The 17,274-nt window shown below is 67.0% G+C and carries 15 protein-coding genes and 1 pseudogene; 6 read left to right on the top strand and 10 right to left on the bottom strand.

The features are described from left to right. Window positions 1-11: 11 nt before the first annotated feature. The 3 genes from msrQ to ACWPW1_RS10510 form a co-directional block, all read right to left on the bottom strand. Window positions 12-623 (bottom strand): protein-methionine-sulfoxide reductase heme-binding subunit MsrQ, encoded by a 612-nt coding sequence (msrQ, locus tag ACWPW1_RS10500; RefSeq protein WP_434776432.1) that lies wholly within the window; start codon window positions 621-623, stop codon window positions 12-14. Further along, on the bottom strand, window positions 623-1,633 hold the full coding sequence (gene msrP, locus ACWPW1_RS10505; protein ID WP_434776433.1) for a protein-methionine-sulfoxide reductase catalytic subunit MsrP: 1,011 nt from the start codon (window positions 1,631-1,633) through the stop codon (window positions 623-625). The genes msrQ and msrP overlap by 1 nt, the downstream gene beginning before the upstream one ends. Window positions 1,634-1,758: 125 nt before the next feature. Beyond that, window positions 1,759-4,008, bottom strand: coding sequence for a molybdopterin cofactor-binding domain-containing protein (locus ACWPW1_RS10510; protein ID WP_434776434.1), 2,250 nt, complete (start codon window positions 4,006-4,008; stop codon window positions 1,759-1,761). A gap of 109 nt (window positions 4,009-4,117) precedes the next feature. Between ACWPW1_RS10510 and ACWPW1_RS10515 the strand changes: the two genes are divergently transcribed. Beyond that, on the top strand, window positions 4,118-5,815 hold the full coding sequence (locus ACWPW1_RS10515) for a dihydroxyacetone kinase family protein (RefSeq protein ID WP_454252898.1): 1,698 nt from the start codon (window positions 4,118-4,120) through the stop codon (window positions 5,813-5,815). Here ACWPW1_RS10515 and ACWPW1_RS10520 read toward each other — a convergent pair. From ACWPW1_RS10520 to speB, 5 genes are all read right to left on the bottom strand, one after another. Continuing rightward, window positions 5,812-6,525 (bottom strand): DUF2238 domain-containing protein, encoded by a 714-nt coding sequence (locus tag ACWPW1_RS10520; protein WP_454252899.1) that lies wholly within the window; start codon window positions 6,523-6,525, stop codon window positions 5,812-5,814. The two genes, ACWPW1_RS10515 and ACWPW1_RS10520, sit on opposite strands and share 4 nt — an antisense overlap. A gap of 282 nt (window positions 6,526-6,807) precedes the next feature. Continuing rightward, window positions 6,808-8,412, bottom strand: a complete 1,605-nt coding sequence (locus ACWPW1_RS10525; RefSeq protein ID WP_434776437.1) for a 5-guanidino-2-oxopentanoate decarboxylase — start codon at window positions 8,410-8,412, stop codon at window positions 6,808-6,810. Between the two features lie 22 nt (window positions 8,413-8,434). After that, a complete protein-coding gene (locus tag ACWPW1_RS10530) occupies window positions 8,435-9,814 on the bottom strand; it encodes a sodium:solute symporter (RefSeq protein ID WP_323150085.1) in 1,380 nt (459 codons plus the stop codon). A gap of 62 nt (window positions 9,815-9,876) precedes the next feature. Continuing rightward, the gene (locus ACWPW1_RS10535; protein ID WP_434776438.1) at window positions 9,877-11,382 is read right to left on the bottom strand and encodes a cytosine permease; all 1,506 of its coding nucleotides are present in this window, start codon (window positions 11,380-11,382) and stop codon (window positions 9,877-9,879) included. A 135-nt stretch (window positions 11,383-11,517) separates the two neighbouring features. Then, complete coding sequence (speB, locus tag ACWPW1_RS10540; protein ID WP_434776439.1) at window positions 11,518-12,468, bottom strand: agmatinase; 951 nt, start codon at window positions 12,466-12,468, stop codon at window positions 11,518-11,520. A gap of 136 nt (window positions 12,469-12,604) precedes the next feature. Between speB and ACWPW1_RS10545 the strand changes: the two genes are divergently transcribed. From ACWPW1_RS10545 to ACWPW1_RS10565, 5 genes and pseudogenes are all read left to right on the top strand, one after another. Beyond that, on the top strand, window positions 12,605-13,507 hold the full coding sequence (locus tag ACWPW1_RS10545) for a LysR family transcriptional regulator (RefSeq protein WP_017641749.1): 903 nt from the start codon (window positions 12,605-12,607) through the stop codon (window positions 13,505-13,507). A gap of 104 nt (window positions 13,508-13,611) precedes the next feature. Continuing rightward, window positions 13,612-13,893, top strand: a pseudogene (locus tag ACWPW1_RS10550) (PAS domain-containing protein); the annotation flags it as partial. A 153-nt stretch (window positions 13,894-14,046) separates the two neighbouring features. Then, the gene (locus ACWPW1_RS10555; protein ID WP_434776613.1) at window positions 14,047-15,177 is read left to right on the top strand and encodes a methyl-accepting chemotaxis protein; all 1,131 of its coding nucleotides are present in this window, start codon (window positions 14,047-14,049) and stop codon (window positions 15,175-15,177) included. A 62-nt stretch (window positions 15,178-15,239) separates the two neighbouring features. After that, window positions 15,240-15,851: a DTW domain-containing protein gene (locus tag ACWPW1_RS10560; RefSeq protein ID WP_434776440.1), complete on the top strand. Its 612-nt coding sequence runs from the start codon at window positions 15,240-15,242 to the stop codon at window positions 15,849-15,851. Between the two features lie 57 nt (window positions 15,852-15,908). Beyond that, window positions 15,909-16,085 carry a hypothetical protein gene (locus ACWPW1_RS10565; protein WP_271654676.1) on the top strand — a complete coding sequence of 59 codons (177 nt, stop codon included), beginning with the start codon at window positions 15,909-15,911 and terminating at the stop codon, window positions 16,083-16,085. A gap of 67 nt (window positions 16,086-16,152) precedes the next feature. Here the strand turns inward: ACWPW1_RS10565 and ACWPW1_RS10570 are convergent, their stop codons facing one another. After that, window positions 16,153-16,551: a YbaN family protein gene (locus tag ACWPW1_RS10570; protein ID WP_323148712.1), complete on the bottom strand. Its 399-nt coding sequence runs from the start codon at window positions 16,549-16,551 to the stop codon at window positions 16,153-16,155. Window positions 16,552-16,554: 3 nt separating this feature from the next. Next, entirely contained in the window at window positions 16,555-17,139 is a 585-nt protein-coding gene (locus ACWPW1_RS10575; protein ID WP_059314643.1) for a UPF0149 family protein, read from the bottom strand. Between the last annotated feature and the right edge of the window lie 135 nt (window positions 17,140-17,274).

Raw genomic sequence — 17,274 nt, forward strand, 5'->3', positions numbered from 1 at the left:
GAGAGCTGTAATCAACGAGCAGGGAGGGTGGCTGCCTGACTGCGTCTTCTACGACGCCAGCCATCCACCAGGCGGAAGGCCAGCAATGCAGCGCCGATGGCGGCGTAGATCGCCCATTCTTCCAGGTCCGAGCGCACGATCCAGAGATAGTGCAAAAGCCCCAGGCCCAGCACCAGGTAGGCCAGCCGATGCAGCTCCTTCCAGCGTTTGCCCAGCCGGCGCATGGCCGGGCGATTGGAGGTGACGGCCAGGACCAGCAGGATCAGCAGGGCCGCGGCACCCACGATGATGTAGGGGCGGCGCTGCAGCTCCACGCCCAGTTGCGACAGGTCGAAGCCCAGCACGAAGGCCAGGTAGCCCAGGAAGTGCAACAGGGCGTAGGTGAAGGTCCAGAGCCCCAGCTGACGGCGGATCACCGGCCAGAGTTTCCAGCGGGTGAGCCGCGACAGCGGGGTCAGACTCAGCGTCAGCAACAGCAGCACCAGGGCACCGGTGCCCAGCTTGTCCACCAGCGCCTTGCCCGGGTCCGGGCCGAGGGCAAAGATCCATGCCTGGTACAGCCACCACAGCGGCGGACAGAGTGCGGCGATGAACACCGCGACCCGCCAAAGCAGCAATCCCATCAGTAGTTTCTCCGCAGATCCATGCCGGCATAGAGCGAGGCCACTTCCTCGCCATAGCCATTGAACATCAGGGTCGGCCGGACGTTGGGGCTGAAGAGGCCGCTGGGCAGCCGACGTTCGCGGGCCTGGCTCCAGCGCGGGTGATCCACTTCCGGATTGACGTTGGCATAGAAGCCGTACTCGTTGGGCGCCATGCCCTGCCAGGTGGTGCGCGGCTGTTCTTCCACCAGGCTGATCCGCACGATGGACTTGATGCCCTTGAAGCCGTACTTCCAGGGCACAATCAGGCGTAGCGGCGCGCCGTTCTGGTTGGGCAGCACCCGGCCGTACATGCCTACCGTCATCAGGGTCAGCGGATGCATGGCCTCGTCCAGGCGCAGGCCTTCGACATAGGGCCAGTCCAGCAGGGCGAAGCTGGAGTTCATGCCAGGCATGTGCTTCGGGTCCTTGAGCGTCTCGAATCTGACGTAGCGGGCCTTGCCCGTGGGTTCGACCCGCTTGAGCAGGCTGGCCAGCGGAAAGCCCAGCCAGGGAATGACCATCGACCAGGCCTCCACGCACCTCATGCGATAGATGCGCTCTTCCAGGGTGTCGGGCCCGAACAGATCTTCCAGGCCATAGGTGCCGGGTTTGCCCACCTCGCCATCGACCACCACGCTCCAGGGTTGGGTCGGCAGCTGGCCCGCGTGGGCCGCGGGATCGCTCTTGTCCGGACCGAATTCGTAGAAGTTGTTGTAGTGGGTGGCGTCCTTGAAGGGGGTGATGTCTTCGCCCTTGACCGTAGCCGCCTGCCAACGGGTTTCCGGCAGCTTGCGCTCGAACCAGTCTGGGCCCTTGGCGGCGTCGACGTCACCATAGGTAGAGGCGGCGGCCATTGCCCAGCCGGGCAGGGCGGCACCAGCGAGCAGGGCGCCACTGGCACCGAGCAGCTGGCGCCGGGACAAGTAGACGGCTTCGGGGGTGATCTCCGACCCACGACAGGTAGAGCGCGGAACGATCTTGATCGGCATGACGAACCTCGACGGGATGCGCGCAGTAAGGCGCGGCTGGCTATCAGCGTGAGACATCCCGGTCGTGAAAAGCTTCCAGGCCAGACGATAGCCTGCCGCCACGGTCGGGCGGAAGGCCGTTTCGCTCAGCCGAGCAACTTGTCCAGGGTGATCGGCAGCTGCCGCACCCGGATGCCGGTGGCATGGAAGACCGCATTGGCGATGGCCGGGGCAACCCCGACCACGCCGATCTCGCCGAGCCCCTTGATACCCAGCGGATGCCCCAGGCGGTCGTCTTCGTCCAGCAGCAGGGCCTCGAGCACGGGCACGTCGGCCTGGGTGGCCACCAGGGCTTCGGCCAAATCCGCGTTCATCCAGCGCCCTTGCGCCAGGTCCAGTCGACTCTGTTCCAGCAGCGCCTGGCCGAGGCCCCAGATCATGCCGCCCTCCAACTGATTCTGGGCCAGACGGCGATTGACGATACGGCCACCAGCGAAGGCGCCCACCAGGCGGCGGACCCGGACCGTTCCCAGCTGCGGATCCACCGCCACCTCGGCGAACTGGGCGCCAAAGGCGGCACGACCGAGCGCCGGGCGTTGGGCCACCTGGTCGGCGGTGCTGGCTTCAGCGTTCACCTCGGCGAGGCCATGGCGTTGCAGCAACGGGCCCAGCTCATGACGTTGATCTGGGGCACGCTCGCTGGCCAGAGCGCCGTCCGCAAGGCGCCAACCCCCGGCGTCGGACGCATCCGCCCCGGTCAGTGCTACCAGGCGCCGGCGCAGCTGGTCGGCAGCGGCCTGGATGGCCGCGCCGAGACTGAGCGTGGTAGAGGAGCTGGCGGTCAGGGAACTGTAGGGAAGGTCGGTGTCGCCCCCTTGCAGCTGAACACGTTCCAGCGGTAGCCCCAGCGCCTCGGCGGCTAGCTGAGTGAGCGCCGTCCAGCTGCCCTGGCCCAGCTCGTGGGTGGCGCTCTCGACCACCGCCGTGCCATTGGCGCTCAGCCGGATGCGTGCCGAGGCGGCCATCTGGGCGACATGGTAGACCGAGGTGGCCATGCCGTAGCCGATCAGCAGGTCGCCATCGCGCATGGCGCCGATGCCGGGATCACGGTCCGCCCAACCGATAGCGGCGGCACCGGCCGCGTAGCACTGGCGCAGGCTCTTGCTCGACCAGGGATTACCGCTCTGGGGTTCCACGTCGGCATGGTTGCGTAGCCGTACGTCCAGCGGGTCCAGGCGCAGGTGATGGGCCCATTCATCCAGGGCGCTCTCGACCGCGAACTGGCTGACCGCCACGCCCGGGGCGCGCAGCCAGCTGGGTGCATTGAGGTGCAGCCGCGCCGTGGCATGGCCGGTACGTAGGTGAGGGCAGGCATAGAGCTTGGGCGTCATCTCGCCGATGGGTTCTATGAAGTTCGAGGTGTGGGCGTTCTGGATCAGGGCCTCCTGCAGCAGCACGCTCAGCCGGCCGTCGCGAGTGCCGCCCAGGCGCAATCGCTGGCGGGTAGCGCCCCGAAAGGGCATCAGCGAGAAGGTCTGTCGCCGGGTCAACACCAGCTTCACGGGCCGGCCGGCGAGCCGCGCCGCCATGGCCGCGAGCAGGGGATGGGCATTGCCTTTCTTGCCACCAAAGCCGCCGCCGACCAGGGGCGAGCGAAAGCGGATGCGCGAGGAGAAGTCCGCCTCGGCGCGACCGGCGCGCATCACGGCGGGGAAGTCCGGGCTGACGCCGAGGTCGAACGCCCGCGCCAGGGCATAGGCATCGCCATAGGTGAACTGGGTGCCGGCGTCCACCACCAGTCGGCCCTGGTTGTCCCAGGCGGCGAGGGCCGCCCCGGGCTCCAGGGCATTGTGATGCTGGGGCTCCGTGGTGTACTCCAACTCCAGGCGCTCTTCCGCCTGCGTCCAGGCCGCATCGGGCTGGCCGCGCTCGGTGATCGCCGGTTCGCCGGCGCCGACCACCTGCGGATATTCAGCCGGCAGCCGGGTGAAGTCGAAGTATTGCTTCGGTGCTTCTGCGCTGTACTCCACTTCGATCAGCTGTGCGGCGAATTCGGCCTGGTCCGCCCGCTCGGCGACCACTACCGCCAGGGGCTGGCCGCTGTATTGGAGGCGGTCGTCCTGCAAGGGCAGGAAGCGGCCCAGCTCGCCGCCGGGCAGGGTGTTGATCGGCTGCAGCCGCGGGGCGTTCAGGTGCGTCATGACCAGCAGCACACCCGGTGCCCGCTCGGCGGCCGCCACCACCAGCCGCGCCACCTGTCCTTGCGCGTGATCGCTCTGCACCAGGGCGGCATGCAGCGGCATGCCCGGGATGTCGCTATGGGTGAGATCGGCGCTGTAGCGGGCGGCACCCGTGACCTTGGCCAGGCTTTCGAGGCGGTGAGGGGCAGAAGACATGGGCAGGCTCCGGTGGGTGGCCATTCGGCAGACTGCCCCTGGCGGCGTGCCGTTCGTGCCACTGGTCGCATGCCATACTGCGGCGACCTCTCGCCCTCAGGAGTGCCCGATGAAGAAGCTGATCAATAACCCCGTCACCGTGGTTCGCGAGCTGCTCGAAGGTCTCGTGAGCCTGGACCCCGGTCTTGCCCTGCTGGCCGACGAACAGGTGATACTGCGCCAGCCCCTGGCTGACGTCCGCGAACGCCCGGTGGCGGTTATCTCCGGTGGCGGCAGCGGCCATGAACCAGCCCATGCCGGCTACGTCGGCGAGGGGATGCTGACGGCGGCGGTGGCGGGCGACGTCTTCACCTCGCCCAGCGTGGATGCGGTACTGGCGGCCATCCGGGCGGCGGCCGGCCCGGCGGGCGCACTGCTGGTCGTCAAGAACTACACCGGTGACCGCCTCAACTTCGGCCTCGCCGCGGAACTGGCCCGCAGCGAGGGCATTCCCGTCGAAACGGTACTGGTGGCGGACGACGCGGCCCTGCGCCATACCGTGGCGCCGGAGAAGCGTCGTGGCATCGCCGGCACCGTGTTGATCCATAAGCTCGCCGGCGCCGCTGCCGCCGCTGGGCGACCCCTCGCCGAGGTGGCCACCCTGGCGCGCGCGGCCAGTGCCGAACTGCGCAGCATGGGGGTCGCCCTGGGCGCCTGCACGGTGCCGGCGGTGGGGCACCCAGGCTTCGAACTGGCGGACGACGAGGTGGAGTGGGGCCTTGGCATCCACGGCGAGCAGGGCGTCGAGCGCGGGCCCTGGCTAGGCGCCGATGCCACCGTGGCGCGACTGCTGGATACCCTGGTCGAGGATGGCGGTTATTCTGGCGGGACGCGTCTCGCCTTGCTGGTCAATGGCCTGGGTGCCACGCCACCGCTGGAACTCGCCCTGGTGGCCCGGGCGGCGCTGATCGAGTTGCGTCGGCGCGGCCTGAGCGTGGAGCGGGCCTGGACCGGTACCTTCCTCAGTGCCCTGGACATGCCGGGCTGTTCGCTGTCGCTGCTGCCGGTGGACGAGGCGCGCCTGGCATTGCTGGATGCGCCAACCCAGGCGCGGGCCTGGCCCGGTGACGGTCGGGTGCCAGCGGCGCCGCGTCTGCTGTCCGCGCCTGAGGTGACGGCCGAGGCGACGACGTGCACGCCCGGTCCCCTGGCGGAGCGCCTGCATGCCGCAGTGGACGCCGTGATCGCCAGCCTGCTGGCCAACGAAACCCGTCTCACCGACCTGGACAGCCGCGCCGGTGATGGCGATCTGGGTACCAGCCTGGCCCGTGGCGCCAAGGCGATGCGCGCCCTGCCGGCCAGCGCCTGGTACACCCCGACCAGTGCCCTGGCAGCCATGGGACAGGCCCTGCGGCGTGCCATCGGTGGCAGTTCCGGACCCTTCTATGCCTGCGCGCTGGTCCGCGCGGCCCAGGTATTGGATGGGGTCGCGCGACCGACACTGTCCCAGTGGGCCCAGGCCTTCGATCAGGGTGTCCAGGCGCTGGCGGAGCTGGGCGGCGCCCAGCCGGGCCAGCGCACGATGCTCGATGCGCTTCGACCTGCCGCGGATACCTTGCTGGCAGCTGCCCAGGCTGGCTCCAGCCCGGCGCAGGCCTTCGCCGAAGCGGTGGCTGCCGCTCGGAAGGGCGCCGAGGCTACCGCCGAGATGGTTCCGGGCCAGGGCCGTGCCAGTTACCTCGGCGAACGTACCCATGGCATTCCCGATGGCGGCGCCGTGGCCGTGGTCTGTTGGCTGGATGCGTTGGAGCCCGTGATCGCCCGCTAGCGGGAGCCAACGCCATGGCCGGTCCCGCGACGTCCGGGCCAGCCATGGCGGCAGACCAGCGAGAGCAAGGCGCCGAGAAAGGCCAGTACCATGTCTTTCTGTGCGTCCCAGGGATCGCCCTGGGCGCCGACGAAGGCTTCCGCGTCATCGCCCGCCAGCAGGTCAGCGCCCAGCCATTCCATGAGCTCGTAGCCCGCCGAGGAGGCGAGCACGAACTCGAGAGCGACATAGGCACTCTGCCAGCCGCGTAGCCCGGTCAGGCCCTGGACCACTTCACGAAAGGGACGGGCCAGCAGCAGCCCGTAGGCGAAATGCACCAGGCGGTCGTAATGGTTGCGCTGCAGACCCAGGGCCTCGTCCAGGCGGAAACCGGTCAGCGCCTGCCAGGTATCGTCGTAGGGAACCTGGGAATAGGTGTAGTGGGCGCCGATCTGGTGCAGTACGAGAAACGCGAAGAGTTGCAGGCTGGCGCTGGCCGAGAGCGGAAACCGTCGCTGGATAACCACGATGGCTACCACTGCCAGGATCACCAGCAGCTGTTCGATTCCCCAGGTCAGCCGGTCCACGGGTGCCCAGCCGAGTGCCAGGATAAGCGTGACCAGTATCAGCAGCAGGACCAGTTGTAGCCGGGAACACGGGGAAACGTTCAAATGCTTGGGGGCCTTGCGGGGACGGAAGGAGGCGAGTCGCGGTGGCGACCACTGCTGCATGGACAGATCGACACCTGCCAGCGTTCCAGCACCTGCGCGGCTTCGGTGAGAAAACCCTAGGCGCAACGTAGGCACCTGACGCCCGGGTACCCGTCGTCCAGGCGGCGCGGGTACGCGAAACCTTCGTGGACCCCTGTAGGTCCCGGGTGCCGCTGGATCTCAGGTGCCGGCCCAGGATCTAGGCGTCGATCTTGTTCGGATGCCGATGCGCCCCGTCTGCGGTCTGATCCCTAGCGAGATCAGGCGGTGCAGCGCGCCGCCATGGTTCCCTTGCCTGACTGGTCAGGCCGACACGAAGGGTGCTACCTCGCGCAGCTCGATCAGCAGTGGTCGATCGGTTGGCGCGGTGGCGAGCAGGTCCTGGACATGATCCAGATCCCGCGCGCGTTCGGCCAGGCAGCCAAAGGCCCGCGCCAGCGCGAGAAAATCCGGGGTGACCAGGTCGACGCCCAGGGGCGTGATGTCCCGCTGTTCCATATAGCGGCGGATCTCGCCGTAGCCGTGATTGTTCCACAGCAGGATGACGATGCCGATCCTCGCTTCCACGGCGCTCGCCAGCTCGCCGAGGGTAAAGAGCAGACCGCCGTCCCCGACCAGGCAGATCACCGGGCGCGTGGGGTCGGCCAGGCGTGCGCCCAGGGCGGCGGGCAGGCCATAGCCCAGGGTGCCGTAACCGGTGGAAGCATTGAACCAGCGCCGTGGTCCGTCCAATTCCACCAGGTGATTGCCGGCGTAGACGGTCTGGGTGGAATCGCCCACGTAGCGCGCATCCGGCAGCGCTCTTTGCAGCCGCTCGAACAGCTGGCGAAAGTGCGCCCAGCCGGCCAGTTCGCGCGCCAGGCCAGCCTGGGCAATGGCCGTGCGCCGGGCGCCGGGTCCAACTGGGTCGAGTTCGCGGGCGGGCAGGCGTTGCAGTAGACCCTGCAGCGCGGCCTGGGCGTCGCCCACCAGGCCTAGCCAGGGCGGGTGGCCGGTGACCAGCATCCTGGGGTCCAGGTCGATGCGGATCAGGTCGCCGGTCAGCTGGAAACCGCCGTCGAAGACCACATCGTAGTCGGTCTCGCCCAGTTCGGTACCCACCGCCAGGATGACGTCCGCCTCCCGCGCCAGGGCGCGTACCGGTGGTAGCGCCTGGTTGCTGCCCAGTGCCAGGGGATGGCCAGGCGGCAACAGACCCTTGGCATTGATGGTGGTGGCAGTGGGCGCATCCAGCGCGGCGGCCAGGGCGCGTACCTCGGCAGCCGCGTCCTGGCAGCCCCCACCGATCAACAGCAGCGGACGTTCGGCCTCGCGCAGGCGAAGCGCGGCGCGGTCGAGCAGGGCCGCGGCCGGCTCCGGGCGGGCCAGCCTGGGCTTGGGCATCAGTGTCAGGTGGTCGGCCGGTGCCGTGATGATGTCCAGCGGCAGTTCCAGATGGACCGGCCTTGGCCGCTCGCCGTCGAACACGGCGAAGGCACGCGCCAGTACGCCTGGCAGGCCGTCGACCTCCAGCAAGGTATGGCTGAAGGCGGTAACCCCGGCCGTCAGGTTGCGCTGGTTCGGAAGCTCATGCAGATAGCCGGCGCCATGGCCGAGCCGCGCGCGTTCGTTGACGCTGGAAATCACCAGCAGGGGGACCGAATCACCATAGGCCTGGGCCATGGCGGTCAGGCAGTTGGTCAGTCCGGGTCCGCTGATGACGAAGCATACCCCGGGCCGTCCGCTGGCCCGGGCATAGCCGTCCGCCATGAAGCCCGCGCCCTGCTCATGGCGTGGGGTGATGTGGCGAATACCGCTGCCGGGGAGGCCGCGATAGAGCTCCACGGTATGGACCCCAGGGATGCCGAAGACGGTGTCCACGCCCCAGGCGGCCAGTTGGCGGACCAGAAATTCGCCACAGGTGGTCATGCGCATTCTCCTCCAGGGTCGATCAGGCAGGACGGCCGGCAACCTCGGCGCGTGGCGTGAGCAGGCTTACCAGCACGAAGCTGAGCAGGCTCAGTGCCAGGCTGAAGTAAATCGGCGTATTGGCTTCCAGGCCATCCTTGAGCATGAAGACGATGGCCGCGCCGGATCCCAGCAGCATGCTCGCCAGGGCCCCGGGCGTGGTGGCGCGCTTCCAGAAAATGGCCCCGAGCAGCGGCACCAGGATGCCGCCCACCAGCAGGTTGTAGGCCAGCGTCAGGGCGCCGATGACGTCGTTCACCAGCAGCGCGATGACGAGTACGGCAAGGCCGGTGAGCAGAGTGAACAGCCGGGCCATGCCCAGGGTCGAGGCCTTGCCGCCGCGCAGCCGGGGCAGGAGGTCTTCGGTCAGGGTGGTGGACGCGGCCAGCAGGCCGGCGCTGGCGGTGGACATCATGGCGGCCAGGGCGGCGGCGATCACCAGGCCGCGAATGCCGTCCGGCAGGGCGCTGCGGACGATGGCGGCGAAGGCATTGTTGGCATCGCCCAGGTCCGGCAGCAGCACCCGGGCGCACATGCCGATCAAGGCGCCCACCAGGCCATAGATCACGCAGTAGACCCCGGCCAGGCTGCCTGCCACCCGCGCCACGCCTTCGCTGCGGGCGGTGAAGACGCGCTGCCAGATGTCCTGGCCGATGAGGATGCCGAAGAAGTAGATCAGGAAGTAGGTGAGGATGGTGTCATAGCCAATGGTGGTCAGGGCGAAGGCGCTGGCCGGCAGCTTGGCCACCAGGGCGTCCCAGCCGCCTACTCGGGCGAGACAGATGGGCAGCAGCACGAACATCAGGCCGGCCGTCTTGATGATGAACTGGACGATGTCGGTCAGCGTCAGCGACCACATGCCGCCAATGCTGGAATAGATCACTACCACGCTGCCGCCGAGCAGGATGGCGCTCCAGAAGGGCAATTCGAACAGCACCTGGATCACCGTGCCCATGGCCAGCACCGAGACCACGCTGAGCATCAGCGCATAGACGAACATGATGGCGGCACTGGCCTGGCGTGCCAGGGGCGTGTAACGCCGTTCCAGCACCTGGGTCACGGTGAAGATGCGCAACTTGAGCAGTGGTTTGGCGAGAAACAGGTTGAGCACCAGGATGCCGCCGCCGAGCATGGCGCACAGCCAGAAGCCGGAAAGACCATGGACGTAGCCCAGCCGTACCGTGCCGACGGTGGCGGCGCCACCTAGTACCGTGGCGGCCATGGTGCCCAGATAGAAGGCCGGGCCGAGGTTGCGGCCGGCGACGAGGAATTCTTCCTGATTGCGAGCGCGGCGCATGCCGTACCAGCCGAGCAGGAGCATGGCCAGGGCATAGGCCAGGACGACGGAAATATCCAGGATCATTGGCGGGATCTCTTGCAAGACTAGACAGGGCCGGGCGTGCCGGCGTCGTGACAGGTTCGGGGTCAGGCGGCGCGGATGCCTGTAAGCGATGTGCGGTCACGGCGGCGTCTGGGGCGCCGTGCGCCGACCGGGCCATAGACGGCAGCCGGTTCCGGGAACAGCAGAAGCAGCAGCAGATAGAGTAGGGCGGCGCTGCCCAGGGCCAGGGGCAGGCTGAGGTCGATGCCGCCGGCCAGATCGCCCAGGGGGCCCACGAACTGGCCGGGCAGGTTGACGAAAGCCAGCCCGAGCAGGGCGCTGGGAATCCAGGCGCCCATGCCGCGCCAGTTCCAGCCATGGTGGAACCAGTAGCGGCCCCCGCGCTCGCCGCGGGTGAATACCTGGAGGTCGTCCGGGCAATAGAAGCCCCGGCGGACCAGTAGGCCCAGGATCATGATCACCATCCAGGGGCTGGTGCAGGTCACGATCAGCACGGCGAAGGTGGAGACGCTTTGCACCAGATTGAAGCTGAAGCGCCCGATGAAGATGAAGGCGATGGCCGCCAGGCCGATGAGCAGGGTTGCCCGTACCCGCGTCAGCAACCGCGGCAGCACGCTGGAAAGATCCAGGCCGGTGCCATAGAGCGCCGTGGTGCCGGTGGACAGGCCACCGATCACCGCTAGCAGGCACACCGGCAGGAAATACCAGGTAGGGGCGATGGCCAGCAGGCCACCCACATAGTTGTTCTGCGCGATGTAGGTCGGGGCCTGCACCGCCACCAGGGAGGCGGTGACCAGGCCGAACAGAAAGGGAATCAGGGTGGCGGCCTGGGCCGCGATCACCGCCAGCAGGATGCGCAGGCGCGGCGTCCGCCGGGGAATGTAGCGCGACCAGTCGCCGAGAAAGGCGCCAAAGGACACCGGATTACTCATGGCCACCAGCGCTGCGCCGACGAAGGCCGCCCAGAAGTCGGGCTCGCCCAGTCGCAGGGTGCCGGCGTAACCGGCATCGAAGCTGCCGACGAAGGCCGGGATGCCCAGCAGGAACAGCAGGCTGGCACTGACCACGGCGATCTTGTTAACCCACAGCATGAAGCGAAAGCCATAGAGGCAGACCGTCAGCACCAACACGGCGAACAGTCCGTAGGCCAGGCCCAGGGTCAGGGCGTTCTCCGGCAGCCCGACCAAGCGCTGCGCCCCGCCTATCAGCGCATCACCGGAACTCCACACCGACAGCGAGAAGAAGGCGATGGCGGTGAGCAGCGAGAGAAAGGAGCCGACGATACGGCCATGGACGCCGAAGTGAGCGCCGGAGGAGACAGCGTTATTGGTGCCGTTGAGCGCGCCGAACAGGCCCATGGGCGCCAGGATCAGCGCGCCGCACAGGACCCCGGTCACGATGGCCAGTACGCCGGCCGGGAACGACAAGCCGAACAGGATCGGAAAGCTACCCAGGACAGCGGTGGCGAAGGTGTTGGCGCCGCCGAAGATCAGGCGGAAGAGATCGAAGGGGGTGGCATGGCGTTCGTGGTCGGGAATCTGCTCGACCCCGAAGGTTTCGATACGGGTGATGCCGTCATGATGGTCCATGGATGACGCCTCGACACGGTTATACGCAGGGCAGGGCCCACGTTCTTGTTGTCGGCGGGCCAGGAGCCCGCCGGTGTTCGGCAGCGAAAGACAGCGGGTGGGCGACCGTCATGGCGGGTCACCGCACCTAAGGGGTTAGCGGTAGGCCACCCCCGGCAGCACGCAGAGCATCTCGTAGAGCAGGTTGGCGCCGAGCAGGGCGGTGTTGCCGGTGGTGTCGTAGGGCGGCGACACCTCCACCAGGTCACAGCCCACCAGATCGAGGCCGCGACAGCCGCGGATGATTTCTAGCGCCTGGATGGTGGTTAGCCCGCCGATCTCCGGGGTACCGGTGCCTGGCGCCCAGGCCGGGTCGATGCTGTCGATGTCGTAGGACAGGTATACCGGCCCGCCGCCCACCCGCTCGCGCACCTCGGCCATCAGCGGGGTCAGGGACTGATGCCAGCACTCCTCGGCCTGCACCACCCGGAAGCCCTGTTCGCGGCACCAGTCGAAGTCGTCGGCGGCATAGCCCTGGGCCCGCAGGCCGATCTGCACCACCCGGTCGCAGTCCAGCAGACCTTCTTCCACGGCGCGGCGGAAGGTGGTGCCATGGGCGATCTTCTCGCCGAACATGTGCTCGTTGACGTCGGCATGGGCATCCACGTGCACCAGGCCGATCTTGCCGTATTTCTTCTTCATGGCCCGCAGGATGGGCAGCGTCAGGGTGTGGTCGCCGCCCAGGGTGAGGGGGGTGACATCGTGCTCCAGCACCCGATCATAGTGCTCCTCGATCAGCCGCACCGTGTCCAGCAGGTTGAAGGTATTGATGGCGACATCGCCCAGATCGGCGACGCTCAGGGAGTCGAAGGGCGCCGCGCCGGTGGCCATGTTGTAGGGACGGATCATCACCGATTCGCTGCGCAGCTGCCGCGGCCCGAAGCGGGTGCCGGAGCGCAACGAGGTGCCGATGTCCAGGGGGATGCCGATGAAGGCGGCGTCGAGTCCGGCCGGGGAAGCGAGGTGGGGCAGCCGTAGCATGCTGGCGATGCCGCCGAAGCGGGGCATCTCGTTGCCGCCCAGCGGCTGGTGCAGGATCTTTTCCACGGGTCATCCTCGTTGTGCTGATGACCCGATTGTGCAAAGTCGCTGACAGGCGAAGAATCGGCGCGGGCAAAAAATCACTTCAGAGATTTCTGAACTAATGGCTAGACTGCCGGGCCGCGTCCACCGGGAGTCCGCCATGGCCAATGCTCTCCACGACATCCGTCTGCTCAAGCTGTTCGCCTGCGTGGTACGCCACCAGGGCTTCGCCGCGGCGCAGCAGGAACTGAACCTGTCCACCTCGGCCATCAGCACCTACATGAGTCAGCTGGAAGGGCAGCTCGGAGTCACCCTCTGTCATCGCGGCCGTGGCGGCTTCGCCCTCACCAGCAAGGGCGAACTCTTCCACCAGGAGACGCTGCGCATCCTGGGCGAGATCGAAGGCTTCGAACGCTATGCCACGACCCTCAAGGGCGAGTTGAGCGGCACCCTCAACCTGGGCGTACTGGATTCACTGTCCAGCGAGCCGGCGCTGCCGCTGGCCGATGTGATCGGCAGCTATACCCACGACTATCCCGGCGTCCACCTGCATCTGGCGGTGACCAGTCCCTACGAGTTGCAGCTGGGGGTGCTCGAAGGACGACTGGACCTGGCGGTGGGCGCCTTTTCCGCGCGCATGAACGGGGTGGTCTACCAGCCGCTGTATCGCGAGCAGCACTGGCTCTACTGCAGCGATCGTCATCCGCTGTTCCCGGAACGGCGCATTCCCGCCGAGGTGATCACCCGCCAGCGCATGGTGCGGCGCGGCTACTGGAGTCAGGCTGAGTTGGCACGCCATGGCTTCAAGGAAAGCGCCGCCACCGTGGAAAGCATGGAGGCCCAGCTGATCCTTATCCTCTCCGGCGCCTATATCGGCTACCTGCCGGAGCACTATGTCCATGCCTGGGTCGACCAGGGCCGGCTCAAGGCGCTGCAACCGGCAACTTTCGGCTATCAGGCGCCGTTCTCCCTCATCACCCGCCGAGGGCGGGGGCGCGAGCCACTTATCCAAAGTTTTCAGCGCATCCTTAAAGCCCAGATGCAACATGCCGATAGCGACTAGGACGATAACCAAAGGGTTACCGTTTTCACCTGTGCGGGCAATTAGCCACCATTTAAATGGTTGATGTCCCACGGAGTAGATAACCTGCTAGATAAGGCACCCGCATGCGCACGAATTTGCCGGTCACCCAACAGGGCCGTACCTTCAAGGAAGAAGAACGACTCATCTCCACCACCGACCTGCAGGGGAACATCACCTACTGCAACGAAGCGTTCATCGCCATCAGTGGCTATACGCGGGAGGAGCTGATCGGCAGTCCGCACAACCTGGTGCGTCATCCCGACATGCCGCCCCCCGTTTTTGGCCACATGTGGGCGACTCTCAAGGAGGGCAAGCCGTGGATGGGCATCGTCAAGAATCGCTGCAAGAACGGTGACTTCTACTGGGTCAGTGCCTATGTCACCCCGATCCTGGAACAGGGGCGGGTGATCGGCTACGAATCCGTGCGTTCCCTGCCCAGTGCTAACGAGGTGCGTCGCGCCGGCGAGCTCTATGCCCGGATCAATGCCGGCAAGGCTCCCGTGCCCCGGATCCGTCGCCTGACCAGCGCCATCTCCGCCTGCTGGTCGACCGTGGCGGCCGCTGGTGTCATCCTGGGCGGTCACTTCCTCTTGGACGACACCGCTCAGGCAACCCTTATCGTCGCCGCCCTGCTGGGTGTCAGTGCCCACCAGCTGTATCGCCAGCGCGCCAGTATCGAGCGCATTCTCGCGGACCATCCCAAGATGTTCTCCAGCGATGTGGTCGCGCCGACCTACAGCGACCAGATCGGCGCCCCGGCGCGTCTGGACCTCGCGTTGCACAGCGAAGCCGCGCGCCTGCAGACCGCCTTGACGCGTCTGGCCGACGTTGGCGACAGCGTGCGCCAGAAGGCCCGCGAGTCTTCCCAGCTGTCCCAATCCGGGGCCGAGCTGCTGGAACAGCAGCGCCACGAGACCGACCAGTCCGCCGCCGCCATTACCCAGATGACCTCTACCATCCACGAGGTCTCGCAAAACGTCCAGGAGACCGCCCAGGCCGCCGCCAACGCGGAGAACATGGTGCATTCCGGACGCGACAAGGCTGAAGAAAGCCTGATTTCCATGCGCGAACTCGGCACGGCGGTCAGCGACATCGGCCAGGCGGTGGGCGAGCTGGCCAGCTCGACCCAGAGCATCGGCAGCGTCGCCGACGTCATCACCGCCATCGCCGAGCAGACCAACCTGCTGGCGCTGAACGCCGCCATCGAAGCCGCCCGTGCCGGTGAAGCCGGTCGTGGCTTCGCCGTGGTGGCCGACGAGGTCCGCTCCCTGGCCTCCCGCACCCGCGAGTCCACCGAGCAGATCCACCAGATCATCGCCAACCTGCAGGCCAATGCCGAGCGCGCCGTGGCCACCGCCAGTCGCGGTGAAGAGACCTCGCGCCAGAGCGAACGCCATTCGGCGGCGGTGCGCGAGTCCCTGGAAGGCATCAGCGAATCGGTCAGCCTCATCACCGCCATGAGTCAGCAGATGGCCACCGCCGTGGAAGAGCAGAGCCACGTCTCCGAAGACATCAACCGGCAGATCAGCCGGATCGCCGATCTTTCCGACAACAGCTCGGCCCAGGCCCGCCGTGGCTCAGAATTGAGTCGCGAACTGGAAGGCATGGCCGACTACCTGCACGACCTCACCGCGCGCTTCAATCGCTGAGGTGCCGGGGGAGCGGCGGCGATCCGGTATGATCGTCGCCGTCCTCCGCTGCGGAAATCCCGATGTCCCGTCCCGCCTGCGCGCGTTGCCAGCGCCCACTGTCGCTGTGCCTGTGCGCACTGATCCCTTCGCTGTCCAGCCATACGCGGATACTGCTGCTGCAGCATCCCAGCGAACGACGTCATCCGCTCAATACCGCGCGCCTGGCCGCCCTGGGGCTCGCCAATGCACAACTGGAGATCGGCGAGACCTTTGCCGACCTCCCACGCTGGCTCGCCGGCCATGAAGTCTGGCTGCTGTTCCCGGGCCCCGAAGCGGTCACGATCGACCGACTGCCGCCCGCGAGCGCGACCCCGGCGAAACGGCTGCTGGTGATTCCCGATGGCACCTGGCGCAAGGCGCGCCTGCTGCTGCACACCAATCCGGCGCTGGCGGCGCTGCCGAGGGTCTCCTTGCCACCCGGCCCACCGTCGCGCTATCGCGTACGCAAGGCCCCTGCAGCCGAGGCGTTATCCACCGTGGAGGCCGTCGTGGCAGCGCTGAATGCACTGGAGGCACCGGCCCGCTTCGAGGCCTTGCTGGCGCCTTTCGAAGCGCTCATCGATGGCCAGATCGCCGCCATGGGCGCAGAAACCTTTGCACGCAATCATGGCGGGCCGGTGCGGGGTGATTGAGGGAATTCCCATGCTGCAGGACCACTCTACCTAGAGAGTCAGCAGAGGAGTCACGCCATGTCCCGCTTCCCGATCCATTCGCACGACGAATTCGCCACCCTTGCCGCCTATGCCATGCCCCGCGCGGGGGGCGAGCCCGATCAGCCCGATCCCGCCCCCATCCAGCCCAGCGAGCCGGGCGAGCCCACCGTCCCCGACCAAGCACCGCCGACCCCCATGGCCAGAGCGGCCTGATGCCACCGCGTCACCCATGAAAAAAGGGCGATCATCACTGATCGCCCTTTTTTATGCCCATCGCCTGCTAACGCCGGGTCTTCTGCCGGAGCAGGTAGACCGTTACCGCCGCACAACTGGCAAAGGCCGCCACCCGTGCCCACACATAGGGTACCAGCCAGCAGGAAAAGCCCACGCTGATCCACATGGCGACGATGGCGTAGACCTTGCCCTTGAGCGGGATCCCTTCGCCTTCCAGGTAGGGCTTGATCCAGGGCCCCAACCATTTGTGGTTCACGAGCCACAGATAGAAGCGCTCCGAGCTGCGCATGAAGCAGGCGGCCGCCAAGAGCAGGAAAGGCGTGGTGGGCAACAGCGGCAAGAACGCGCCGATAACGCCCAGCGCTACGCTGAGCCAGCCTAGCCCTAGCAGCAGGTAGCGCACCCAGCCCTTCTTTTGCCGGGGTCTGGCGGGAGCTTCGTCCATCGCTCAGTGACGTGGCTTGAGCAGCGCCGGCTTTTCTTCGGGAGAGTGGCAGAGCAGGAACAGCTGGGTCAGCAATTCCGGGATCTGCACCATCATGTCGGCGACCAGGCGGCGATCCTGGGCGATCTCGGAGAACTCGGGCTGTTCGTCGAACAGACCCGAGCCGACCATGATCGGCAGCAGCAGCTCGCTGACTTCGTCTTCGGCATCTTCGAACCATACGGCTTCGCGCAGGAACACCCCTTCCATGAAGCCGATGCACCAGCCGCGCAGCTCGGATTCGTCCGGCTCGGGGCCGAGGTCCAGGTCGCACGGCAGATCCAGCTCTTCGTCACTGCCCAGCACGCGCAGGATATGCGCCTTGAGCTGCACCAGGGCGCGCTCGATCTCTTCCTGCTGGGTGGCATCGCGATACTGCGGTGGCTCGGCGAAGAGAGCGTCGATCCACTCGCGTTCGGGAACCTCTTCCGGGCAGATGGACAGGGCGGTCAGGTAGCCGTGGGCGGCTACGTAGTCGAGCGCTTCTTCGTGCAGATCGTCTGCATCGAGAAAATCGCGCAGACGGGTCAATTGTTCGGCGAAGGACATCGGCTACTTACCTCGGAAAGGAATCGAAAGGGCAGAACGGCCGGAATTGTAGACGAGCGCCCGAGTCACGTCGAACCTGGCGGCCAGTGGCCGGCCGACGGAAAAGCACCGCCGCACCGACCTCGGCATCCGTAT

This window comes from Pseudomonas sp. Marseille-Q7302 (genome assembly GCF_965111925.1).